Below are 23,161 nucleotides of genomic sequence, written 5' to 3' on the forward strand. Positions count from 1 at the left end.
AATACAGCACCGCGCAGAAAGGGTCAATCCAAGGGTGGGTCCCATTTCCGAACAATTTGAGCAGGATCGGGCCGCGGGCGCTCTTCCAGTTCCCGTCCCGGCGAGCCGAGGAAGACGAACCCTGCAATCCGCTCGCCAGGCCGCGCGACGGCCGCGTTCACCATCGGCGAATAGGCGCGCCACCCGGTGAGCCAGCCGCCAACGTAACCCATGGCATGCGCGGCGCTCAGCAGGTTCATCGCCGCGGCGCCTGCCGACAACTCCTGCTCCCAAAGTGGGATCTTGTGATCCGGGGTCGGGGCAGAAAGGACAACGATGAGAGTCTCGCCCTGGCGAGCGAACTCGTCTTCTTTCTCGTGATGTGCCGGGCCCGCACATTCGTCCTCGGCTTGGAGGGCCTTGTGCAGCAGCACCGCGAGATGCTCCCGCTGGTCCTTGCCGACGACGACGAACCGCCAAGGCGAAAGCTTGCCGTGGTCGGGCACCCGCATCGCAATGGTCAGGATGCGCTGAAGCTCTTCATCGGTCGGTCCGGGCGCGACCATTTCGCGAGGGCGTCCGGATCGGCGGGTTTCCAGCAGGGAGAGCGGCGTGGAGCGGTCATTCAGCATGTGGCCGTTCATCTAGGGATGTGGAGCGTCCGCAACAATCCGCTTCACAAGGCGGAATTGCCCGTTACGGTCCCGCCCGAAAACGCATCCGCTTCGGGGAGAGTAGCTGATGGTCGATACACCGGCCGTTGAAGAACCTTTTTCGCCAGCATCCGGGCGAACTAATCCTGCCAAAAAAGAAACGTGGTTCGGTCATCCGCGACAACTCGCGCGACTGTTCACGACCGAGATGTGGGAACGCTTCGGCTATTACGGCATGCGGGCGTTGCTTACGCTCTACCTGACGAAGCACTTCCTCTTTTCCGACCAGCAGGCGACCGGCCTATATGGCGGCTACACCGCGCTGGTGTACCTGACGCCGCTCGTGGGCGGTTTCATCGCCGATCAGTATCTCGGCTCGAAGCGGTCGATCAAATTCGGCGCCATCCTGATGGCAATCGGTTACTTCACGCTCGCCTTCGGCGGCTCGCCAGCTAAGCCGATCGCGACGATCGACGGCCAGCGCTACGAGGTGGTACGCGACAATTTCGTCGACCGCCCGACCAGCGACCCGAACGAGGCTCGCTACATCGTCGACAACGGCCAGAAGCTGCAGATTCGCGGCAATGAGGACGGCTCGGTCTCGCTCCTCAACAATGGCCAGGAAGCGCGCAATCTTCCGAAAGGCTCGGTCGAGTTCGGCGGTGAGCGCAATCCGCTCACGCTGACGATCATGCTGATCGCACTGTCCCTGATCTCGGTCGGCAACGGCTTCTTCAAGCCGAACATCTCGACGATCGTCGGCGCACTCTACGAGCAGGGCGACCGCCGCCGCGATAGCGGCTTCACCATCTTCTACATGGGTATCAACCTCGGCTCGATCGGCGGGCAGTTGCTCTGTCCGTTCCTGGCCGATGCCTTCGGCTGGTGGGCCGGTCTGAGCCTCGCCGGCGTGGGCATGCTGATCAGTTACGCGCTCATCCAGTTCGATGGCGGACGCCTCTCCGGTTACGGGGAACGGCCGGAGACGGGCAAGAACCGCGACATTGTGATCTACGTCTGCGCGCTGCTTGCGGTGCCGGTCTTCGTGTTCCTGTTCAGCAATTTGATGAACGCGACCGAAGCCGAGCCCGGCTCGGGCTTCCTGGGCTACCTCGTCTCGCTTCCGCTGATGGGCAAGCTGTTGTTCGGCACGTTCCTCATCGCCGTTCCGGGCATCCTCGCCTGGTCCTATGCGAAGGGGACGAAGCAGGAAGCGCAGATGATGACGGCGGCGATGATCCTCATCGTCTTCAACGTCTTCTTCTGGACCCTGTTCGAACAGGCTGGCTCCTCGCTGACCCTGTTCGCGGACCGCAACACCGATCGCAGCGTGTTCGGCCTCTTCTCCATGTCCGCACCGCAGACTCAGAACTTCAACCCGATCAGCATCGTGCTCTTCGCGCCGCTGATGAGCATCCTGTGGGGCTTCCTGGCCAAGCGCGGGCTCGAACCGTCGATCCCGGTGAAGTTCTCGATCGCGCTGATGGGTGTGGGTGCAGGCTTCCTGTTCCTCGTCCTGGGTACGCAGTTCGCGACGGCTGAGAACAACTGGCAGGTCGGCCTCTGGTGGCTCGCGGGTCTTTACCTGATCCACTCGCTGGCGGAGCTGTGTATCTCGCCGGTGGGCCTCAGCATGATCACCAAGCTGTCGATCGCCCGCGTGGTCGGCCTGATGATGGGCGTCTGGTTCCTGTCGATCTCGGTCGCGCAGTACGTGGCCGGCGTCGTCGCGCAGTTCGCGAGCGTCGAGACGGTCGGCGGTCAGGTCACCAACCTGAAGGTCAGCCTAGACACCTACACGGCGACGTTCACGACCATTGCATGGATCGCGATTGGCGCGGGTGTCGTGCTGTTCCTGCTGAGCTGGCCGCTCCAGCGCTGGATGCATGGTGTCAAATAAAGGGCTGATCGCGGCGCTCGCCGCGGTCGTCCTGCTGCTCCCGGGATGTGCGACGGAGCAGCCGAAGAAGCTTGCGCCGCCGGTACGGGTCAACCTCGACCCGTACCCGTCGACGTACCACGCCTATCCCGGCGCCCTGACGGCGATCCGCAACGCGACCGTCTTCGACGGCGAGGGCGGGCGGATCGATCGCGGGACGGTCATCTTCGGCGACGGCAAGGTCATCGCCATCGGCGGTGCTGACACTCCGGTCCCGCAGGGCGCGTATGAGGTGGACGGTACCGGCAAATACGTGACGCCGGGCATCATCGATGTGCACAGCCACCTCGGCGACTATCCGTCGCCCGGCGTTCCGGCGCTGAGCGACGGCAACGAGGCGACAAGTCCGGTCCGCCCCGAAGTCTGGGCCGAGCATAGCGTCTGGCCGCAGGACCCGGGCTTCAGCCGTGCGCTGATGAACGGAGGCGTCACGACGCTGCAGATCCTGCCCGGCTCGGCGAACCTGTTCGGTGGGCGCTCGGTCACGCTGAAGAACGTGCCCGCCCGCACGGTGCAGGGGATGAAGTTCCCCGGTGCGCCCTACGGACTCAAGATGGCCTGCGGCGAAAATCCGAAGCGCGTCTACGGTTCGAAGAGCCAGATGCCGCAGACCCGCATGGGCAATATCGCCGTCACTCGCGCGACCTGGATCAAGGCTCAGGCGTACAAGCGCAAGTGGGACAAGTATAACAAGAACGGCGGCGAGATGCCCGAGCGCGATCTCGCCATGGACACGCTCATGGGCGTGCTCAGCGGCCAGATCCTCGTCCACAACCACTGCTATCGCGCCGACGAAATGGCCATCATGCTCGATCTCGCGAAGGAGATGGGCTACCACATCACCGCGTTCCATCACGCCGTCGAAGCCTACAAGATCGCCGACCTGTTGAAGGCGAACAACACCTGCGCGGCGGTCTGGGCGGACTGGTGGGGCTTCAAGATGGAAGCCTATGACGGGATCAAGGAAAACCTCGCGCTTCTCGACCGGGCCGGCGCCTGCGCGATGATCCATTCCGACGATCCGAACGGCATCCAGCGTCTCAACCAGGAGGTCGCAAAGGTTCTCGGTTACGCGCGGCACGCGGCGATCAACATCTCCGAAGAGCATGCGTGGAGGTGGCTCAGCTACAATCCGGCCAGGGCGCTCGGTATCTCGGACAAGACGGGGAGCTTGCGCGTCGGCAAGATGGCGGACGTCGTGCTGTGGAACGCCGACCCGTTCAGCACCTATGCGCGTCCGGAGCGCGTGTGGATCGACGGCGCCTTGCTCTACTACAGCGCCAACCCGCGTCTGCGGCCCGTAACCGACTTCGAGCTTGGGCAGCCGGGCGAGGGAGACGTGAAATGATCCGCCTCTTTATGGCCGCAGTCCTGCTAGCGAGCGCTGCGCCAGTCGCGGCGCAGACGATCGCCATCACCGGCGGGACGGTCGCGCTTGGCGATGGGTCGGACCCGATGCCCGGCGGAACGGTGGTAGTGCGCAACGGTCGCATCGTCGCAGCAGGGATGAACGTGCCGATCCCGCAAGGCGCGCAGATGGTTGATGCGCGCGGGAAGTGGGTGACGCCCGGGATCGTCGCGGGCTTCTCGCGGCTCGGCCTGTCGGAAGTCGATCTTTCCGGCGGACTGACCGATGACAAGGCGGAGAGCGGCCCGTTCGGCGCCGCCATCGACGTCGCTCCAGGGATCAATCCGAGCGATTCCACTATCGCCGTGAACCGTGCCGATGGAGTGACGCGCGCCATCGTCGCGCCGAATGTCGCGCGGAGCATATTCGGCGGGCAGGGCGCGGTCATCGACCTCGGTGCCGACATGGAGCCGATCACCCACGCCCGCGCATTCCAGTTCGTCGAGCTGGGCGAGACCGGCGGCAATACGGCGGGTGGATCCAGGCCTTCCGCGTACGTGCTGTTCCGCAATGCCCTTCGTGAAGCTTCCGAATTGCGCCGTTACGCCCCGAGCCTGACGTCGAGTGGCGTCGGCACGCCAGACGCCCGCAACCAACCCGTCGTGCGCAATCCGAACGAGTCCCGCCTCTATGGACCCGACGCGCAGAGGAGCGACGACGTCCTGCTGACACGGTTCGACGCGGCGGCCTTGGTCCCGGTTCTACAGGGCCGGCAGGCACTGCTCGTCCACGTCGAGCGGGCGCGCGACATCCTCAACGTGCTCGGCCTCAGGCGCGACTATCCTGCGCTAAAGATCGTCCTCGTCGGCGCGTCCGAAGGCTGGCTCGTCACCGACCGTATCGCCGCTGCGCGAGTGCCCGTCATCGCTTCCGCGGTGAACGACCTGCCGGCGAGCTTCGAGCAGCTGGCTGCGACCCAATCGAACGTCGGCCGCATGCGCGAAGCCGGGGTCAACGTCTCGATCGGCATGATCGACGACAACGACACCCGCTATCTGTTCAACGAGCGTCAGTATGCCGGAAACCTCGTCGGCTTGACCAACGTGCCGGGGGCGACGGGCGTTCGTTGGGGCGAAGCGCTGGCGATGATCACCTCCCGGCCCGCGCAGGCCCTCGGGCTGGGCTCGGAACTCGGGAGCCTCGCTCCGGGGCGGCGTGCCGACGTGGTCGTCTGGTCGGACGATCCGCTCCAAGTTTCGAGCAATGTCGAGATGGTCTTGATCGACGGCGTCCAGCAACCGCTGGAAACGCGGCAGACCAAGCTCCGCGACCGTTATCGCGACATCGATGAGCGCGTCCTGCCCGAGGCGTACAGCCGGTGAGCCCGATGGCGGCCTTGGTCCTTGCCTCGGTCGTCTTCGTTGGCACGCACTTCCTGCTCTCGCATCCCTTGCGCGCCCCGCTGGCGGGACGAATGGGCGAGAGACTCTTCCAGGCCTTCTACTCGCTCGTTGCCGCGGCGACGTTTGTGCCGATGATCTACTTCTACGGGAAGATCGGCCGTGAGGCTCCGCTATGGTCGGCGGGCGATGCGCTGTGGCTGCTCGCGTCGCTGCTGATGTGGTTCGGATCGATCCTGTTCGTGGGCTCCTTCATGCGCAATCCGGCGCTTCCGGGAGCGCGGCGCCCGAAGGGAGCGCCGACAGGCGTGTTCAGGATCACGCGCCACCCGATGATGTGGGGCTTCGCGCTTTGGGCGATCGTGCACATCCTCGTCGAGGCCACGCCAAAGGCGCTGGTCCTGGACGGCGCGATCCTGTTCCTCGCCCTCGTCGGTGCGGCCGCGCAGGACCGAAAGAAGCAGGGATTGATGGGCGAGCGCTGGCACGAGTGGCGGGCGCAGACCGCGTTCACCCCCTTCGCGAAGGGCGGCGCCTATCCGGGCACAACGGCATTTGTGGGCGGGACCTTGCTCTTCTTCCTTGCGACCTGGTTCCACCCGCTTCCTGCAGGGTTCTGGCGCTGGATTGGCTGACCACTCGCGCTGCCGGGGCAGCCGCGCTAAACCGCAGGCAATGACGAGAAAATTCTTCGGAACGGACGGGATCCGCGGCCTTACCAACGCCGAGCCGATGACGGCCGAAACCGCCCTGCGCGTTGGCCAGGCGGCCGGCGCCCACTTCCTTCGCGGTGACCACCGCCATCGCGTGGTCATCGGCAAGGACACGCGCCTCAGCGGCTACATGATGGAATCGGCGATGGTCGCCGGCTTCACCTCGGTCGGCATGGACGTCGTCCTGCTCGGCCCTATGCCGACGCCTGCGGTTGCGATGCTGACGCGCTCGATGCGCGCCGACATCGGCGTGATGATCTCCGCTTCGCACAACCCATTCGCCGATAACGGCATTAAGCTGTTCGGGCCCGACGGGTACAAGCTCAGCGACAAGACCGAGCAGGCGATCGAGAGCAAGATCGAGAAGGGCGTGAAGCTCGTCGCGCCGGACAAGATCGGCCGGGCCCGCCGCATCGACGATGCCCGGGGGCGCTACATCCACCATGTGAAGTCGACGTTCCCGGAGCGTCTCCGCCTCGACGGCCTCAAGATCGTCGTCGATTGCGCAAACGGCGCTGCCTATCACGTCGCGCCCGAGGCGCTGTGGGAGCTGGGCGCCGACGTCATCCCGATCGGCGTGAAGCCGGACGGCCTCAACATCAACCAGGATTGCGGATCGACCAAGCCGCAGTTGCTCCAGGAAACGGTGGTGGCCAGCGGTGCGGACATCGGCATCGCGCTGGACGGCGACGCGGACCGCCTGATCGTCGTGGACGAGAACGGCCGCATCATCGATGGCGATCAGTTGATGGCGCTGGTCGCGCTCGACCTGTCACGCCGGAACGAGCTTCGCGGAGGCGCGGTAGTCGCAACGGTGATGTCCAACCTCGGACTTGAGCGGCGGCTTGAGGAGCAGGGCATCGCGCTCGTGCGCACGGCCGTCGGCGACCGCTACGTCCTCGAGGCGATGCGTGAGAAGGACTGCAACGTTGGCGGCGAGCAGTCCGGCCACTTGATCCTTAGCGACCATTCGACGACCGGCGACGGGCTGGTGGCGGCGCTTCAAGTGCTCGCCGCTCTGGTGGACTCAGGCAAGTCGGCCAGTGAGGTGCTGAGCCAGTTCGAGCCGGTGCCGCAGCTGCTCAAGAACGTCCGCTTCAACGGCGGAGGCGCGCCGCTGGAGGCCGAGAGCGTGCAGAAACGAATCGCCTCGGCCGAGGCGGAACTCCAGGGCCGAGGCCGTCTCGTCATCCGCAAGTCGGGCACCGAGCCGCTGATCCGGGTGATGGCGGAGGGCGACGATCCGGTGCTGGTACAACGTCTGGTAGACGACATTTGCGAGGCGGTTCAGAGCGCGGCGTGAACACTTTGTTCGCAATTGCACGCGAAACCCTGCGATTGTGCGCATGGAGAATCTCGATCCGCGAGGCTCGCGAAAGGTCGCCATGACCGCAGTCGTTCCGCGCGTTCTCGTCATCGCCGGCTCCGATTCCGGCGGCGGCGCGGGCATCCAGGCAGACATCAAGACCATCACCATGCTCGGCGGTCACGCGATGACGGCGATCACCGCGATCACCGCCCAGAACACGCTCGGCGTCACGGCAGTGCACCCGGTGCCTGCAGAGATCATCCTCGCGCAGATCGACGCGGTCGTATCGGACATCGGCGTCGATGCAGTGAAGATCGGCATGATTGGGAGCGCCTTCGCGGCCGAACAGGTTGCGAGGCGTCTCAAGGCGTTGAAGGACGAGCAGCCCGACCTGCCGATCGTCTTCGATCCGGTGATGATTGCGACCAGCGGCTCGGTTCTCGCCGACGATGCGACGATCGAGGCCTTCGGCGAGCTCATGGAGATCGCGACGATCGCGACGCCGAACCTGCCGGAACTGGCCAAGCTCAGCGGGCAGGACGACCCGGTGTCCGCCGCGCTCGGCCTGGTCGGCAATCATGGCTGCGCGGTGCTGATCAAGGGCGGCCATGAGGAAGGCGACGCGCTCGCCGACGCCTTGATCGAAACCGACAATATGACGAGCTGGCAAGGTCATCGCATCGATACCAGCAGCACTCACGGCACCGGGTGCACGATGGCGAGCGCCATTGCGACCTTCCTCGGTCGTGGCGACAGCCTTTCCTCCGCGGTCGAGCGTGCACGGACTTTCGTACGCGTTGCGCTCCATGCGGCGCCCGTCCTGGGGCAGGGGTCGGGGCCCGTCGGTTCCGGCGACGTTCGCCTCGATGTCGGGCCGGGGCCGCGGCTCAACCAGGTGACGCTGACCGTGAACGACTATGCCAAGTCCGTTCACTTCTACGCGCTGCTTGGGCTTAAACAGATCGTCGACAGCCCGGAGAACCAGTACGCCCGCTTCGAAACGGCGGGCGGCGCGACTCTGTCGATCCAGGCCGATCCCGAAGAGAAGATCTCCGCGACGACGGCGGTCTATCTCGAATGCGACGACCTCGACGTTCAGGTCGAGCGGTTGGCACGATCCGGAATTCCGTTCGAGCACGCGCCCCGCAACCAGCCGTGGATGTGGCGCGAGGCGCGACTTCGCGACCCCTCGGGCAACATCATCTTCCTCTACAAGGCCGGCGAAGCGCGCCGCTTCCCGCCCTGGCGGATCGATTAATCCACAATTTCGCGATTCGACGGCTGGCGACTCAGGCAGCCTGTTCATAGGCTTGAGCCATGCCGCGCCGCTGCTCCTTCAAGATCGAGCTCGACTTCCCGCAACCGCTCGCGGGCGTGGATGAAGCGGGTTGCGCTCCGCTCGCGGGTCCGGTGGTTGCCGCGGCGTGCATCCTCAGCCGCGACAAGTTTCCGCGCGGGATCGACGATTCGAAGAACCTGCCGCTGGAAAAGCGTGAGGCGATCTACGCGCGCCTGACAAAGGTCGCCGCCTTCGGCGTCGGAATTGCCAGCGTCGAAGAGATCGACAGCATCAACATCTACTGGGCGCGGATGCTCGCCATGACTCGCGCGGTCGAGGCGCTGGGCGTCGAACCCGCCTGGGTGCTCGTCGACGGCAATGCCTGTCCGAAGTGGCAGCGCCCGTCGAAGGCGATTGTCGACGGCGACGCCAAGTGCCGCTCGATCGCCGCCGCATCGATCATCGCCAAGGTCACGCGCGACCGCATGATGGTGCAGCACGCGGAGACCTATCCCGGCTACGGCTGGGAGCGGAACCGCGGCTATCCGACGCCCGATCATCGTCGCGCGCTGCGCGAGCTTGGACCGACGCCATTGCACCGCAAAAGCTTCGGCTTGGTCCGCGATATGATCGCCGCGGCAGCCCAGCCGGAGCTCGGTCTTTCTGAAATCGCGACCGCGAGTCCTTTGAGTCACACCACCATCGGTTGAGTCCCCACGGACCCCGCAGACTCAATATGTTGTGGCGGAGTCCTCATGGACTCTCTTCGTTCCACCCGCCGGCCGAACCGCGTTAACCTCTGTTCGCTTGACCGCGAGTCGGGCCTGACTCACCTTTCCTGCCGAGAGAAGGGGCCAGTCGCATGAACCTAATTGCCCGCATTGCGGAGCCGGAGATCCGTGTGCGCTCGCGCACGGCAAAGCCCAAGCGGGAGCTGCCGCTGGACCAGATTCTTATGGGCGATTGCATCGCCGAAATGGCGCGCCTTCCGGACAAGTCGGTCGACATGATCTTTGCGGACCCGCCCTACAATCTGCAGCTCGGCGGAGACCTGTTCCGTCCAGAGGGCAGCCGTGTCGACGCAGTCGACGACGAGTGGGACAAGTTCGACAGCCTTGGCGCCTACGACGATTTCACCCGCGAATGGCTCGCCGAGGCCCGCCGCATCCTCAAGGACAACGGCACGATCTGGGTCATCGGCAGCTATCACAACATCTTCCGCGTCGGCTCGCTTCTGCAGGACGCCGACTTCTGGATCCTCAACGACGTGATCTGGCGCAAGGCGAACCCCATGCCGAACTTCCGCGGCACCCGGTTCACCAATGCCCATGAGACGCTCATCTGGTGCGCGAAAGACGAGAAGGCGCGCTACACCTTCAACTATCGCGCGATGAAGGCGCTCAACGACGACCTGCAAATGCGGTCCGACTGGGTCCTGCCGATCTGCAGTGGCCAGGAGCGCGTGAAGGACGAGGATGGGATCAAGGCCCATCCGACGCAGAAGCCCGAGGCGCTGCTCTACCGCATCCTGCTCGCCTGCACGAAGCCGGGCGACGTGGTGCTCGACCCATTCTTCGGCACGGGTACGACGGGGGCCGTCGCACGCCGCCTCGGCCGCCGCTGGATCGGCATCGAGCGCGAACCGTCCTACGTGAAAGTCGCGAAGCAGCGCATCGCGTCGACCCTTCCGCTCGATGAGAGCGCGATGCAGGTGGTACCGGACAAGCGTTCCGCGCCGCGTGTCGCGTTCGGATTGCTCGTGGAAAGCGGCATGGTCGCACCGGGGACGATGCTGACGGACTCCAAACGGCGGTGGCAGGCCAAGGTCTGTGCGGACGGCTCGATCGCCTGCGAACTGCATGCCGGGTCGATCCACAAGGTGGGCGCCGCGCTGCAGGGCGCCCCATCCTGCAACGGCTGGAGCTTCTGGCATGTCGAAGAGTGTGGTTTGCTCCAGCCGATCGACGCGCTCCGGCAAAGGCACTTGGCCGGTCTCAGCTAAGGTGCCATTGCTCGCACCCGAATGAGCGACACACCCAATTTCGCAGTCGTGATCCTCGCGGCGGGGCAGGGCACCCGCATGCGCTCTGACACGCACAAGGTCCTGCATCCAATCGCCGGCAAGGCGCTGCTGATGCACCTGCTCGACAGCGTCGACCGGCTCGGCGCCGAGAAGCGCGTCGTGGTCGTCGGCAAGGGCCGCGATCAGGTCGAGACGGCGCTGACAGGGCGCGACGTCCTGATTGCGCATCAGGCGGAGCAGAAGGGCACGGCACATGCGGTGCAGCAGGCTGCGGATGCGCTCGCGGGGTACGACGGCGCCGTCCTGATCCTCTACGGCGACACGCCTTTCGTCGAGCCGGAGACGCTGAAGCGCATGCTCGATCGCCTCGATGGCGACGGCGGCCCGGGTGTCGTCGTCCTGGCGTCCACGCCCGACGATCCGCTAAAGTACGGGCGCATCATCCTCGGCGAGGGCGACCACATCGCCAAGATGGTCGAGTATAAAGACGCGACGGAGGAGGAGCGCGCCGTCCGCCTCTGCAACAGCGGCATGATGGCGGTCCGCGCGACGGACCTGTTCCGCTGGCTGGACAAGGTCGGAAACGACAATGCCGCGGGCGAATTTTACCTGCCCGACGTTGTTAACGTCGCCGCTTCAGAGGGTCGCGACGCGGTCGTCATCGAAGGGGATCCGTACGAGACCGCAGGCGTGAACAGCCGCGCCGAGCTCGCCCACCTCGAGCTCGACTGGCAGCGCCGCCGGCGCGAGCAGGCGCTCCAGGACGGCGCGACTTTGATCGACCCCGAGAGCGTCTGGTTTGCCGCCGACACCAAGCTCGGCCGGGATGTGACGGTCGAGCCGCACGTCGTCTTCGGCCCCGGCGTCGAAGTCGCCGATGGAGCGACGATCAAGGCGTTCAGCCACATCGAAGGCGCAACCATCGCCACCAAGGCCGTCATCGGCCCGTTCGCACGGCTCCGCCCCGGGGCGAAGATCGGCGAGAAGGCCAAGGTTGGAAACTTTGTCGAGGTGAAGAAGGCCGTGCTCGGCCCCGGTGCGAAGGCCAACCACTTGAGCTACATCGGCGACGCCGACGTCGGTGCCGACGCCAACATCGGCGCGGGCACGATAACCTGCAATTACGACGGCTTCGGCAAGTACGGAACCGTGATCGGCGAGCGCGCCTTCATCGGTTCCAACACGGCGCTGGTTGCTCCGGTATCCGTGGGCGCGGGCGCGATCGTCGGCGCCGGTTCGGTGATCACCAAGGACGTCGAGGCCGATAGCCTCGCAGTCGAGAGAAGCGAGCAACGCGGCATCGCCGGCTGGGCACGCCGCTTCCGCGAGAAGATGCAGGCGAAGAAGGCTGTCGGCTAAATCCACGCAATAATCGAACTCGTTCGCGCGAGGTCGCCTCGAGATGACACCAAACTGGACCCTCTGAAGCGAATGTGGAGCGGATTTCCGTTATTCCGCTTACGGTTACGAGGAATTGGCCGGTCCAATGTGGAGATGTTTACATCCAAAATGGACCTAGTACGGCTGAACCCACGGGTCGGACGTGATCGTCCAGTGAGGGTCTATGTGCGGAATCGTTGGAATTGTTGGCAAGTCCGAGGTCGCTCAGCGCCTTTTCGATGGGCTGAAGCGGCTGGAGTATCGCGGTTATGACAGTGCCGGCATCTGCACGATCGACCATGGCGAGCTTGAACGGCGCCGGGCCGAGGGCAAGCTCGACAATCTCGCGCGAGAGTTGGCGCAGCATCCTCTCGGGGGAACGATCGGCATCGCTCACACTCGCTGGGCGACGCACGGGGCGCCAACGGTCGACAATGCCCACCCGCACATCGTGGGGCCGGTGGCGATCGTTCACAACGGCATCATCGAGAACTTCAAGCCGCTTCGCGAGGAGCTCATCGCCGATGGGCGCGAGTTCAAAAGCGAGACCGACACGGAGGTTGTCGCCCATCTCGTCGCCCGCGAAGTCGAGGCCGGCGCTTCGCCGCAGGACGCCGTCGCCACCGTCCTTCCGCGGCTGCAGGGCGCTTTCGCCATCGCCTTCCTGTTCCGCGACTATCCCGACCTGATCATTGGCGCCCGCATGGGGGCACCGCTGACCGTCGGCTATGGCGATGGTGAGAATTACCTCGGCTCCGACGCGCTTGCCGTGGCGCCGTGGACGCAGCGCATCGCCTATCTCGACGAGGGCGACTGGGCGGTGGTTCGCCGCGACAGCATCGAGATTTTCGACCGCGACAATGAGCCGGCCGAGAGGGAGGTCGTCCAGTCCGGAGCCTCGTCGGCGCCGGTCGAGAAGGGCAATTACCGGCACTACATGCAGAAGGAGATCTTCGAGCAGCCGATCGTGGTTGCCCAGACCCTCCAGAGCTATGTGCGTCCCTTCGAAGGCGAGGTCGCGCTGCCGACCGGCGACCTCGACCTGGCGACAGTCGGACGCGTCACCATCGTCGCCTGCGGCACCAGCTTCTACGCGGGCATGGTTGCGAAATACTGGATCGAACAGTTCGCCCGCGTCCCCGTCGACATCGATGTCGCCAGCGAGTTCCGCTACCGCCAGCCGGTGCTGGAGCCGGGCGGCCTGGCGCTCTTCATCAGCCAATCGGGCGAGACGGCCGACACATTAGCTGCGCTGCGGCACGCGCGTTCCGAGCAACAACGTATCGCCGTGGTCGTGAACGTCCCGACCAGCTCGATGGCGCGCGAGGCGGACCTGCTCCTGCCTACGCACGCGGGGCCCGAAATCGGCGTCGCTTCAACGAAGGCCTTCACCTGCCAGCTCGCCGTTCTCGCGGCGCTTTCCGCGAACCTGGCGCGAGCGAAGGGCCGTCTCAGCCGCGACGAAGAGCAGGAGATCGTCGCCCACCTGCAGGAAGCGCCGGCGGCGCTGAACGCAGCGCTCGGCCATGACGACGACATCGCGGCGATGGCGCACCTGATCGCCCCTGCGCGCGACGTGCTCTATCTCGGCCGGGGTCCCGACTATCCGCTGGCGCTCGAAGGCGCGTTGAAGCTCAAGGAAATCAGCTACATCCACGCGGAAGGCTATGCCGCGGGCGAGATGAAGCATGGGCCGATCGCACTCATCGACGAGGCGGTGCCCGTCATCGTGCTCGCGCCGTCGGGCCCGCTGTTCGAGAAGACCGTCAGCAACATGCAGGAGGTCCGTGCGCGCGGCGGCAAGATCGTCCTGATCAGCGACGCCAAGGGGCTCGAAGAGGCGGGCGAGGGCTGCATCGCGACGATCGAGATGCCGGAGGTGCACCCGCTGATCGCGCCTCTCGTCTACGCGGTGCCGGTGCAGCTGCTGGCGTATCATGTGGCCGTTGCGAAGGGGACGGACGTCGACCAGCCGCGCAACCTTGCGAAGAGCGTCACGGTCGAGTGAGCGAGACCGGCGGCCCTCACACGCTGCCGTTCCGCTACGATCGAGCGGACTTCCTCGCTCTCGCCAAGCTTGGCCGCCCGCGGATCGTCGGCTGGCTGTTCAAGCTGGCATGGGTGTTGTTCGCCCTCGCCGCGCTGCTGATCGCGCTTTGCATGCTGAATGGCTCGACGCGGGTGCTGCCCTACGCTTTTGCCTTGCTCGCTCTGCTCGTAGTGTACCTGCTGCTTCACCGCTTCGGCTACGACATTAGCGCCTGGGCACTCGACCGAATGGCGCGGCGCAGCGACATCCTGAGGGAGCAGACGTTCACAGTTGCTGCCGACTGCTTTCGCGCAGAATCCTCACGCGGCAAGACCGAAGTGCGTTGGTCCGCAGTCCCCAGGATCGTCGAGGATGATACGCGCGTCTTTGTCTATTCGACGCGGCACCAAGCCTTCATCGTGCCTGAGCGCGCTTTTGCTACCCGTGCGGACTTCGATGCGTTCGCCGCTGCGGCCAAGCATCACTGGGAACGGCATCACCGCCTTTAGGCAGCGGCTCGTTTCTCCTCGAGCTGCCGGACGTGGCGGCTGAGGCGCTCGTAAAGGAAGTCGATGACGGCGCGCACGCGCGGCGTGTGGCGGACTCGTTCGTGCGTGAAGAGCCACAGGACGCGGCCATGCTCTCCGCGCGGCGGGAGGCACTGAACAAGATCGGGATCGCTGTCCGCGACGATGCACGGCAGCACCGCAATCCCGAAGCCTGAGCGGACGCCGGACAGCAATCCTCCCGATGTCGCGTGGTGCATGGCGACGTTGCTTTCCAGGCCGAGCGTCTGGAGCCAGTTCTGATAGTGGATCCACAAATTGCCGCCGCCGCCGCCGATGAAGGCGTGCTGCCGCAGCTGGGCGCGGTTCCTCGGCACGCCGTGGCGGCTGGCATAATCCCGGCTGCAGTAAAGCGCCCAATCGTCGATGCAGAGCTGGCGGCCGACGAGGCCGGCGGAAAGCTGCGTGCTATTCTTCGTGCTTCGCAGGGAAATGTCTGCTTCGCCCGCGCCAAGGTCGCGAACCTGCTGGCTGGTATCGAGCTCGATCACGATCTCCCCGTGTGTCTCGTGGAGTTCGCGCAGGAGCGGCGCGAGGATGGTGATCGCGTAGACCTCCTCGGTCGTGATCTTTACGATGCCGGTGACGTCGCGCGACTGGGCCGAGGCTGCTTCGGAGAAGGAGTTGGCGGCCGTCTCGACGCCTTCGGCTCGCTTTAGCAAATCCTGGCCTGCCGGCGTCAGCGCGTAACCGGCCTGTCTCTTCTCGAAGAGCGGAAAACCGAGTGCTTCCTCTAGCGCGGCAATACGGCGCGCGACCGTCGTCTGGCTAACGCGAAGCACCCGCGCGGCGGCAAGGGTGCTGCCGTCGCGAGCCACCGCCAGGAAGTAACGAAGGTCGTTCCAGTCCATCATCTGCGGTCAATCTAGCGCCTTTAGGCGCTACTTCCGTTCTGCAATTTTGCAGAACCATAGCACGAACTCGTTGCTCCCGCGAACTGTTGTGAAGGACTAGATGGAAGGTCGCTCCGGGAAACCGGTCCCAACAAATCAAAGGGATAGCGACCATGAAAGACACTCTTCGCATCGTCCTGATCTCCGCACTGATCACTGCAGGCGCGATTAAGGCGGCGCCGGCGCTCGCTGAACCCGCTTCGCCGGAGGTCCAGACCTACACCAGCTACGTCCACACCTCCGACCTCGATCTTTCGAGCGAGCAGGGCCAACGCGTCCTTCAGAAGCGTCTATCGCTCGCCGCCCGTGACGTTTGCGGCACCGCGTCCGACGTCGACGTGAAGGGCAAGAACGAGGTCCGCCAGTGCCGCAAGGACGCAGTCGGCCGCGCCGCCGGTGAGCGTGAGGCGCTTCTCGCCGCCGCCCAGCGTGGAGCGACCATCGCCATCACCGCAAGCCGGTAACGTCCGGCCCACTCCCAGAAGGGCGCCTCGCACCCCCGAGGCGCCCTTCGCCTTGTCCGGAGCAGGCGGCCGTCATACCAGCGCCGCATGAGCAGAGAGATGTCAGGCGGATGTCATTGCGGCGCGGTCCGCTTCACCATGCAATTGCCCGACGGCCCCGTGCCCGCGCTCGACTGCAATTGCTCGATCTGCTCGATGACCGGCTTCCTCCACGTGATGGTTGCGCATGGCGACTTCGAACTCCTGACGGGCCGTGACGCGCTGCAAAGCTATCGCTTCGGGACAGGGGCGGCAGACCATCTCTTCTGTTCGACCTGTGGAGTGAAGAGCTTCTACCAGCCGCGCTCGCATCCCGACTGCTGGAGCGTGAACGCGAACTGCTTCGACGAGCCCGTCGAGCTCGTGATCGAGGAATTCGACGGGCGGAACTGGGAACAGTCGAAAGCGCGCCTCGACGCTTCGAACTGACCGCATTATCGCCGCTCGATGCACCGCCCCCTTCGCCTGACGATCGATCGCGCCTCGCTTGTCCACAATTGGCGGACGCTCGCCGAGCATGCCGGCGTTATCGCGGGTGCGGCAATCAAGGCGAACGCCTATGGCCTCGGCGCTCGCGAGGCTTTCGACGCGCTCTACGAGGCCGGCTGCCGCGACTTCTTCGTGTCGATCTGGGCCGAGGCCGAAGAGCTCGGGCGCATCCCCGAGGATGCGAACCTCGCCGTCCTCCACGGCGTCGGTCCTGACGATATCGAGGCGGCAGCGGGGCTCAACGCGCGGCCGGTGCTGAACACGGTCGAGCAGGTCGCGCGGTGGAAAGAAGTTGGCGCCGGCGGGCCTTGCGACGTGATGATAGACACCGGCATGAACCGCCTCGGTCTGCGGCCGGAAGAAGTAGCCGTGCTCGACGGTCTCGCGATCGAGACGCTGCACAGCCATCTCGCGTGCGCCGACGAGGACAGCGATCTCAACGCCGCGCAGCTCGCGCGCTTCCGCGAAGTCGCCGCGGCGGTGGCAGCGAAGCGGTACAGCCTTGCCAATTCCGCCGGCATCTACCTCGGCCGGGACTATAGCTTCGACCTCGTTCGGCCCGGACTCGCCCTATACGGCGGCATCCCGCGGCACGAGGCGGAAGGCGAAATCCGCCGCGTCGCGCACGTCGAGGCGCAGGTCGTGCAGCGCCGCACGATCCGCGCGGGCGAGAGCTGCGGATACGGAGCCACGTTCGAGGCCCGCGAGGACACCGAGGCCGCCATTCTCAACGTCGGCTATGCGGATGGCTACCTGCGCGGGTTCTCGTCGAAGGGGGTCGTCTTCGCGGGTGAATATGCGCTGCCGGTGCTCGGGCGCGTATCGATGGACCTGATCGCGGTCGGCTGCGACGTCGCGAGGGACCTCAGGGAAGGCGAGTGGGTCGAGATCGACTACGATTTGCCGACGGCGTCCGAGGCTTCCGGCCTGTCGCAGTACGAGCTGCTGACGACCTTGGGCTCGCGGTTCGAGAGGCGCTGGGCTTAGTCCCCGGAGGCGGCGTCTTCGGCTTGTAACGGCAGAGGTCGATTACCGGGCAGCGCCAGCATTCGGGCGTGCGTGCCTTGCAGATGTAGCGGCCGTGCAGGATCAGCCAATGGTGCGCGTTCAGCCGGAACGGCTGCGGGACGACCTTCTCCAGCTTGAGCTCGACCTGAAGCGGGTCCTTGCCGGGGGCGAGGCCGGTGCGATTGCCGACGCGGAAGATGTGCGTGTCGACGGCGAACGTCTCCTCACCGAATGCCGTGTTGAGAACGACGTTCGCGGTTTTGCGGCCGACCCCGGGCAGCGCCTCCAACTCCTCGCGGGTGCGCGGCACCTGGGTGTGATGTTGGTCGATCAGCGCCTGGCTGAGCGCAATGACGTTCTTCGCCTTGGTGTTGAACAGGCCAATCGTTTTGATCGCGTCGCGCAGGCGTTCCTCGCCGAAGGCGACCATCTGCTCGGGCGTCCTGATGTGCGCGAACAGGGGCCGCGTCGCAATGTTGACGCTGGCGTCTGTTGCCTGTGCCGAAAGAACGACCGCGACCAGCAGCGTGTAGGGGTTCTCATACTCCAGCTCAGTGGTCGGCGAGGGGTTCTCCTCGGCCAGCCTGCGAAAGAATTCGAAGATCTGCTCGCGATTCATCGGAGGTCGTCCAGCGCTTGTCCGAGGCGGCTAAGGCCTTCCGCGAAGTCCGTCATGGGCAGGCCGAGGCCGACGCGAAAATGCCCCGGCATTTCGAACCAGCGGCCAGGCACGATTGCGGCGTCGTATTCCTCGCGCAGGCGGTCTTCGATCCGCTGCGTGTCGCCGCCGGTCCAGCGCGGGAAGACAGTGATTCCGTGCTCAGCCAGCATGCACTGGAGATCGTCCCGGGCGGTAGCGAACTCGTTCCACAGGGCTCGGTTGGCGGCCAGCATTTCAGGGTTGCCGGCGTTGATCTCGTCGAGATGCTCGAACGCGATGCAGGCTAGGCGCTCGGCCTGATGCGCCTGGTTCACGCCGAACAGATCGTTCAGCCGCCACATCCGTTCGGCAAGTTCCGGCTCCGCAAGGATCCACCCGCAACGCAGTCCGCTCAGGCCGTAGACCTTGGTCAGGCTGTTCGTGCAGACGAACTCGGGACCGAGACGGGCGGCGCTGCTGCGCGGCGGAACGGCGGAGTCGAGGTAGACTTCGTCGATCAGGATTCGGGCGTTCCGGTCGGCGGCGAGCGCGCCGAGATCGCGCAGCACGTCTTCCTCGATCAGTGCGCCGCTCGGATTATGCAGGTTGGTGATGACGATCAGCCGCGTTCGATCGCTCATCGCTCCCGCCACAGCGGCCGGATCGACGCAAAAACCGTCTTCAGCCCGCCGGTCGAACCGCTTGATCTCGGCGCCGAGAAAGCTGGCAGCTCCGATCAGCGGTTCGTAGGTCGGTTGCTCGATCAGCACCTCGTCGCCGGGAGAAATCAGCGCCGCCATCGCGAGGAAATTCGCCATCGACGTCCCGTCGGCCGCAACGATCTGCTCCACCGGAAAGCCGTAGCGCCTGCCCATCGCCTCCCGCAGGGGCGCGTAACGCGGGTGGCTCGCGCCATCCATGTCGAGGTTGGCGAGGGCGAGCGGCAGCCGGTCCATGCGAAAATGCGCCACTTCGCTGGAGGTCAGCGCGTAGCGCACGGGCGGCTTGAACTTGGCCCAGTGCATGTAGTCGGACTGCATGATGCGGCCGGTCACGCGGCTTGGTTCCTGCGTTGCCAGAAGCGGCAGGCGGGGATGCCGAGGAGCAGGATCGCGTAGCCGATCAGGCTATTCGCCAGATTGTTCGCGACGGTTGCGGCGACGATTACGAAACAGGCGATGACGAAGATGCCCGTCGTGATTGGGTGGCCGGGAGCCCTGAAGCCCGAGGATTCGGGATCGCGTTGGCGAAAGATGAAGAGCGCCGCGCCGGTCAGGCCGAAGAACAGGAAGTCGACGGAAACGACATAGGCGAGGATCTGCCCGTACGTGCCAGACAGCGCGATTACGGCGGCGGCCACGCCTTGGAGCGCGATTGCGAGAACGGGCACGCGGCTGTGCTCATTCACTTTCGTAAGCGCGCGGAAGAAGACGCCGTCCTCCGCCATCGCGAAATAGACGCGCGGCGCCGTCAGCATGCCTTGGCTGAGGAAGCCGAGTGCCGAGATGGCGATTCCCAGAGCGATGAAGGCAGCGCCCTTCTCGCCAAACGCGAGCCGCATCACGTCGCTGGCCGGTGTCTTGGACTCCGCGAGCCCCTGCGGGCCAAGCGCCTGCACGCAGATGAATGCGACCGCCGTGTAAAGGATGATGACGCCGACGACGCCCAGGAGCAGGCCGCGGGCGAGGTCGCGTTGCGGGTTGCGCATTTCCCCGGCGACGAAGCTCGACGTCTGCCAACCGCCGTAGGAGAACATGACGGCGGTCATGGCGGCCGCGATGCCGGCAAGCATGGATCCGGATTCTTGCGGCGGAGGCAGTACCTGGGTGTTCGCCGGTGCGAACCAGAGTCCCGCGACCACCAGCACCGCAATTGCTCCAATCTTCAGGACCATCAGCGCATTCTGCGTATTGCTGCCGGAGCGGACGCCGAAACAGTTGATGAGCGTCAGGAGGGCGAGGGCCGCGACGGCCACCAGGCTGTCCGACAGGGGCAGCGCCGTCAGATCATTAAAGTAGCGTGAGAAGGTGATCGCGACCGCAGCCATCCCGCCCGACTGGATGACGAGCAGCAGCGACCATCCGTAGAGGAAGGCGGGGGTTTGCCCGTAGGCGTCGCGAAGATAGGCGTATTGGCCGCCCACTTCCGGGCGCCTCGCCGCCAGTTCGGCGTAAACCAGCGCTCCGGTGAGGGCGATAAGGCCGCCGAGCAGCCAGACGCCGACCATCAGTCCGGGGCTCTGCACGTGCCGGGCGACCTCGGCGGGATTTACGAAGATGCCCGATCCGATGATGCCGCCCATGACCAGCATCGTCGCATCGAACAGGCCGAGCCGCCGGACGAGCCCGTGAGACGTAGCGGGCGCCGCCGCGGCCTCGTTCAAGCTTCGTCGGCCCCGATGACGTCGCGCATTGAGTAAAGACCGGCAGGCTTGCCAACGAGAAAACGCGCTGCAGCGAGCGCTCCACGCGCGAAGATCATGCGGTTCTCGGCGCGATGGGAGAGGATCAGCCGCTCCTCCGGCCCGGCAAAGATCACGTCATGATCGCCGGCCACCGTTCCGCCGCGCAGCGATGCGAAGCCGATCGCGCCCTCCTCGCGCTTGAGGTTGGTGCCGTCGCGTCCGCGCTCCGCTTTCATCTTCGCTTCGCGTCCACGCGCTGCCGCATCGCCAAGAGCGAGGGCCGTTCCCGAAGGCGCATCGGCCTTCATCCGATGATGCATCTCGAGGATTTCGATGTCCCACTGCGGCCCAAGCACGCGCGCGGCGCGCTCCACGAGATCGGAGAGCAGGGCGACACCCAGAGACGTGTTCGCCGCGCGAAGGACGGGAACCTGCTCCGCAGCGGTTGCGATCCGGCGGCTCGCGAAGTCGTCGAGCCCGGTCGTGCCGACCAGTATCGGAGTCCCTGCCGCAATCGCTCGATCGAGGCTCGCTTGCAGGGCTGACGGAGCCGAGAAGTCTACGAGCACGTCGCCATGGTCCGCATCGATCTCGAACCCAGGGTCTTCGGCCACCGCCGCAGCAATGGCTATGCCCATGCGGCCGTTCGGAGCGAAAAGGCTGATGCGGATCGGCTGGTCGTCAGTGCGCATGGTGGTGGCACTGATGGCTCAGCGTCGGTGCCCGCGCAACAGGCACCGGCGCTGACGCCGTCTTAGCGCTTGAGCATCTCGACGTAGAGAGCGCTGCCCATCAGCTTGCGCATCTTGGTGCGGTCACCGCTCGCTGAATCGGCGGTATGGTCCGTTTGCTGCATGTGCTGGTTGATGAGCGCGCCTCGCCGGTCTGCCTCTTTGGCAGAAGGAAAGTCGTTGAAGCGCGTGAGAAGAATGATGTTGGGCTCACCGTCCCTCGGGTTCACGCTGTTGAGGATGTGATATTCGAGCACCCAGCCTTGCGACTTGGCGAATTCCTGGTTCGACGCCCAGGTCTTCGTCAGCCAGTCCATGTAGTTCTCGAACTGTCCGTCTTCGACATAGATGCGGTTCGCTTGCCAGAATGGACCCGATTTCACGGAGCTGTCCTGCGCCGACGCCGGAAGCGCCCACGTGAAGGCAGCCAGCGCAACAGCGCCGAGTAGAAGTTTCCGCATTGGATTGTCCCCCGATATTGGGCCGCGCTCTCTAGCGGCCGACCGGCCAAAAGGACCGGCGCTCAAGCTGGAAGCAACAACTACGGCGTTCCGCGTGCGTTGATAAACTGCCGTACCGAGTCGCGCCTAACGCCAGTTAGACGGCCAGCCTAGCCTGGAGCGCCTGCGCTGCCGCCGGAGCGCGGACCTTCGCTCCGTTGATCATGAAAATGTAGGCGGAATCGCCGCCCGAAACCCATCCGCGCGCCTGCTCGGCGAACTTGTCGAGCGCAGCACTGTCGTATCCCGTCGGGACGTCCTCGTTCATCCGCTGAAGGCGCGCGTAGCGGAAATCGGCCGTGTCGGCGTCGACGCACGGAAACTCGTCGTCGTCCCCGTAAACGATCGCGACATTGTGATTGCGGCAGAGGTCGTAGAAGGCTTCGTCGCGAAAGCTCTCGTGCCGCGGCTCGATGGCGTGCCGAAGCGGAATGCCGTCCCACTCGCTCGGCAGCAGCTTGAGGAACCCGGCGATGTCCTCGCGATCGAACCTGCGGAACTTAGCGAGCATCCAGAGGATCGGCCCGAGCTTTGAGCCGAGCGCGGTCATGCCTTGGGCGAAGAAATTGCCGATGCCTTCGCCTGCCTCGGCGAGCTTCGGTCGAGTGACGCAGTAGCGCGACGCCTTGACCGCGAACTGGAAGTCGTCAGGCACGGTCTTGCCCCAGGCTTCCCAGCTCTTCGGGCTTTGCCGCGAGTAGAAGGTGCCGTTGATCTCGATGGCCGTGAGGGCACGCGACGCATATTCCAGCTCGCGTTTCTGCGGCAGGTCGGAGGGATAGAAGGTCCCTCGCCACGGTTCGTACGTCCAACCGCCGACACCGATGCGGATCGTGCCCTCGCTCACAACGGCAGTAACTCCTTCGACGCTACTTGGCTGCAGCCGGTGCCGGACCAGGCGTGATGAAATCCTCGACCGCCTTCCAGCTTCCATCGGTCTGCTTCTTGTAAACCGTCAGATAGCTTCCGGCGCCCTCGACCGGCTTCCTCGTTTCCGGATCGGTCGTGGTCATCGTGTAATGACCGCGCGTGTAGGCGAGGTCCCCCGACGCCGCGACCTGGACCCGGTCGGCCGCGAACTCGACCTTCAGGTTCGGATCGGAAGCAAAGCCGGCGGTCGTCTTGTTGATCCCCTCCGTGCCCGTAATCAGCGGTTCGCCGGGGTTCGCCAGCGCGGCATCGGCGGCGTAATTGGCCGCCAGCGCCTTGGCGTCGTGCGCATTGTAGCTCTGTTGCCACTTCCCTTCATTGTCGCGGATCTGTTGCTCGATCGCGGCCGTGTCGACTTTGGCCGGGGCCTCCTTGTTGCAACCGGACAATGCCATGGTGACAAGCGCCAGGGCTGTTGCAGTCTTGATGATCATCGCGTGTCCTC

The 23,161-nt window shown here is 65.2% G+C and carries 22 protein-coding genes and 1 pseudogene; 14 read left to right on the forward strand and 9 right to left on the reverse strand.

The window, feature by feature from the left end; translation table 11 throughout:
- Positions 1 to 23 precede the first annotated feature (23 nt).
- Positions 24 to 611: a nitroreductase family protein gene (locus LZ016_RS02405; RefSeq protein WP_241445608.1), complete on the reverse strand. Its 588-nt coding sequence runs from the start codon at positions 609 to 611 to the stop codon at positions 24 to 26.
- 109 nt (positions 612 to 720) lie between these two features.
- On the opposite strand from LZ016_RS02405, the gene LZ016_RS02410 reads away from it, so the two are divergent.
- The 11 genes from LZ016_RS02410 to LZ016_RS15625 all read left to right on the forward strand — a co-directional run bounded on the left by LZ016_RS02410 (position 721) and on the right by LZ016_RS15625 (position 14,561).
- On the forward strand, positions 721 to 2,532 hold the full coding sequence (locus LZ016_RS02410) for a peptide MFS transporter (protein WP_241445610.1): 1,812 nt from the start codon (positions 721 to 723) through the stop codon (positions 2,530 to 2,532).
- Positions 2,519 to 3,919 carry an amidohydrolase gene (locus LZ016_RS02415; protein ID WP_241445611.1) on the forward strand — a complete coding sequence of 467 codons (1,401 nt, stop codon included), beginning with the start codon at positions 2,519 to 2,521 and terminating at the stop codon, positions 3,917 to 3,919. Before LZ016_RS02410 ends, LZ016_RS02415 begins: the two co-directional genes overlap by 14 nt.
- Positions 3,916 to 5,301, forward strand: a complete 1,386-nt coding sequence (locus tag LZ016_RS02420) for an amidohydrolase family protein (RefSeq protein WP_241445612.1) — start codon at positions 3,916 to 3,918, stop codon at positions 5,299 to 5,301. The genes LZ016_RS02415 and LZ016_RS02420 overlap by 4 nt, the downstream gene beginning before the upstream one ends.
- 5 nt (positions 5,302 to 5,306) lie before the next feature.
- Positions 5,307 to 5,954, forward strand: coding sequence for an NnrU family protein (locus LZ016_RS02425; RefSeq protein WP_277622596.1), 648 nt, complete (start codon positions 5,307 to 5,309; stop codon positions 5,952 to 5,954).
- A gap of 40 nt (positions 5,955 to 5,994) precedes the next feature.
- Complete coding sequence (gene glmM, locus LZ016_RS02430; RefSeq protein ID WP_241445614.1) at positions 5,995 to 7,335, forward strand: phosphoglucosamine mutase; 1,341 nt, start codon at positions 5,995 to 5,997, stop codon at positions 7,333 to 7,335.
- An 82-nt stretch (positions 7,336 to 7,417) separates the two neighbouring features.
- Positions 7,418 to 8,599, forward strand: a complete 1,182-nt coding sequence (gene thiD / locus LZ016_RS02435) for a bifunctional hydroxymethylpyrimidine kinase/phosphomethylpyrimidine kinase (RefSeq protein ID WP_241445615.1) — start codon at positions 7,418 to 7,420, stop codon at positions 8,597 to 8,599.
- Positions 8,600 to 8,658: 59 nt separating this feature from the next.
- Complete coding sequence (gene rnhB / locus LZ016_RS02440; protein WP_241445617.1) at positions 8,659 to 9,330, forward strand: ribonuclease HII; 672 nt, start codon at positions 8,659 to 8,661, stop codon at positions 9,328 to 9,330.
- 152 nt (positions 9,331 to 9,482) lie between these two features.
- A complete protein-coding gene (locus LZ016_RS02445) occupies positions 9,483 to 10,622 on the forward strand; it encodes a site-specific DNA-methyltransferase (protein WP_277622497.1) in 1,140 nt (379 codons plus the stop codon).
- 21 nt (positions 10,623 to 10,643) lie between these two features.
- Positions 10,644 to 12,002, forward strand: a complete 1,359-nt coding sequence (gene glmU / locus LZ016_RS02450) for a bifunctional UDP-N-acetylglucosamine diphosphorylase/glucosamine-1-phosphate N-acetyltransferase GlmU (RefSeq protein ID WP_241445618.1) — start codon at positions 10,644 to 10,646, stop codon at positions 12,000 to 12,002.
- Between the two features lie 205 nt (positions 12,003 to 12,207).
- Positions 12,208 to 14,031: a glutamine--fructose-6-phosphate transaminase (isomerizing) gene (glmS, locus tag LZ016_RS02455; RefSeq protein ID WP_241445619.1), complete on the forward strand. Its 1,824-nt coding sequence runs from the start codon at positions 12,208 to 12,210 to the stop codon at positions 14,029 to 14,031.
- Positions 14,028 to 14,561, forward strand: a complete 534-nt coding sequence (locus tag LZ016_RS15625; RefSeq protein ID WP_241445620.1) for a YcxB family protein — start codon at positions 14,028 to 14,030, stop codon at positions 14,559 to 14,561. The genes glmS and LZ016_RS15625 overlap by 4 nt, the downstream gene beginning before the upstream one ends.
- On the opposite strand, the gene LZ016_RS02465 is transcribed toward LZ016_RS15625, so the two are convergent.
- Positions 14,558 to 15,472: a LysR family transcriptional regulator gene (locus LZ016_RS02465; RefSeq protein ID WP_241445621.1), complete on the reverse strand. Its 915-nt coding sequence runs from the start codon at positions 15,470 to 15,472 to the stop codon at positions 14,558 to 14,560. The genes LZ016_RS15625 and LZ016_RS02465 overlap by 4 nt on opposite strands.
- A gap of 152 nt (positions 15,473 to 15,624) precedes the next feature.
- Between LZ016_RS02465 and LZ016_RS02470 the strand changes: the two genes are divergently transcribed.
- From LZ016_RS02470 to alr, 3 genes and pseudogenes are all read left to right on the forward strand, one after another.
- The gene (locus tag LZ016_RS02470) at positions 15,625 to 15,975 is read left to right on the forward strand and encodes a UrcA family protein (RefSeq protein WP_241445622.1); all 351 of its coding nucleotides are present in this window, start codon (positions 15,625 to 15,627) and stop codon (positions 15,973 to 15,975) included.
- Between the two features lie 87 nt (positions 15,976 to 16,062).
- Entirely contained in the window at positions 16,063 to 16,443 is a 381-nt protein-coding gene (locus LZ016_RS02475; RefSeq protein WP_241445623.1) for a GFA family protein, read from the forward strand.
- 18 nt (positions 16,444 to 16,461) lie between these two features.
- A pseudogene (alr, locus tag LZ016_RS02480) lies at positions 16,462 to 17,421 on the forward strand (alanine racemase); the annotation flags it as partial.
- Here the strand turns inward: alr and nth are convergent.
- The 7 genes from nth to LZ016_RS02515 all read right to left on the reverse strand — a co-directional run bounded on the left by nth (position 17,369) and on the right by LZ016_RS02515 (position 23,150).
- Complete coding sequence (gene nth, locus LZ016_RS02485; RefSeq protein ID WP_241445624.1) at positions 17,369 to 18,130, reverse strand: endonuclease III; 762 nt, start codon at positions 18,128 to 18,130, stop codon at positions 17,369 to 17,371. The pseudogene alr and the gene nth overlap by 53 nt on opposite strands.
- Positions 18,127 to 19,206 carry a pyridoxal phosphate-dependent aminotransferase gene (locus LZ016_RS02490; RefSeq protein ID WP_241445625.1) on the reverse strand — a complete coding sequence of 360 codons (1,080 nt, stop codon included), beginning with the start codon at positions 19,204 to 19,206 and terminating at the stop codon, positions 18,127 to 18,129. The genes nth and LZ016_RS02490 overlap by 4 nt, the downstream gene beginning before the upstream one ends.
- The gene (locus LZ016_RS02495) at positions 19,203 to 20,534 is read right to left on the reverse strand and encodes an APC family permease (protein WP_241445626.1); all 1,332 of its coding nucleotides are present in this window, start codon (positions 20,532 to 20,534) and stop codon (positions 19,203 to 19,205) included. Before LZ016_RS02495 ends, LZ016_RS02490 begins: the two co-directional genes overlap by 4 nt.
- Positions 20,531 to 21,247, reverse strand: a complete 717-nt coding sequence (gene dapB, locus LZ016_RS02500; protein WP_241445627.1) for a 4-hydroxy-tetrahydrodipicolinate reductase — start codon at positions 21,245 to 21,247, stop codon at positions 20,531 to 20,533. Before dapB ends, LZ016_RS02495 begins: the two co-directional genes overlap by 4 nt.
- Positions 21,248 to 21,309: 62 nt before the next feature.
- Positions 21,310 to 21,747 carry a hypothetical protein gene (locus LZ016_RS02505; protein ID WP_241445628.1) on the reverse strand — a complete coding sequence of 146 codons (438 nt, stop codon included), beginning with the start codon at positions 21,745 to 21,747 and terminating at the stop codon, positions 21,310 to 21,312.
- Between the two features lie 136 nt (positions 21,748 to 21,883).
- Positions 21,884 to 22,633: a DUF72 domain-containing protein gene (locus LZ016_RS02510; protein ID WP_241445629.1), complete on the reverse strand. Its 750-nt coding sequence runs from the start codon at positions 22,631 to 22,633 to the stop codon at positions 21,884 to 21,886.
- 22 nt (positions 22,634 to 22,655) lie between these two features.
- Entirely contained in the window at positions 22,656 to 23,150 is a 495-nt protein-coding gene (locus LZ016_RS02515) for a YybH family protein (RefSeq protein WP_241445630.1), read from the reverse strand.
- Between the last annotated feature and the right edge of the window lie 11 nt (positions 23,151 to 23,161).

This window comes from Sphingomonas telluris (assembly GCF_022568775.1).
Taxonomy (GTDB): Bacteria; Pseudomonadota; Alphaproteobacteria; order Sphingomonadales; family Sphingomonadaceae; genus Sphingomicrobium; species Sphingomicrobium telluris.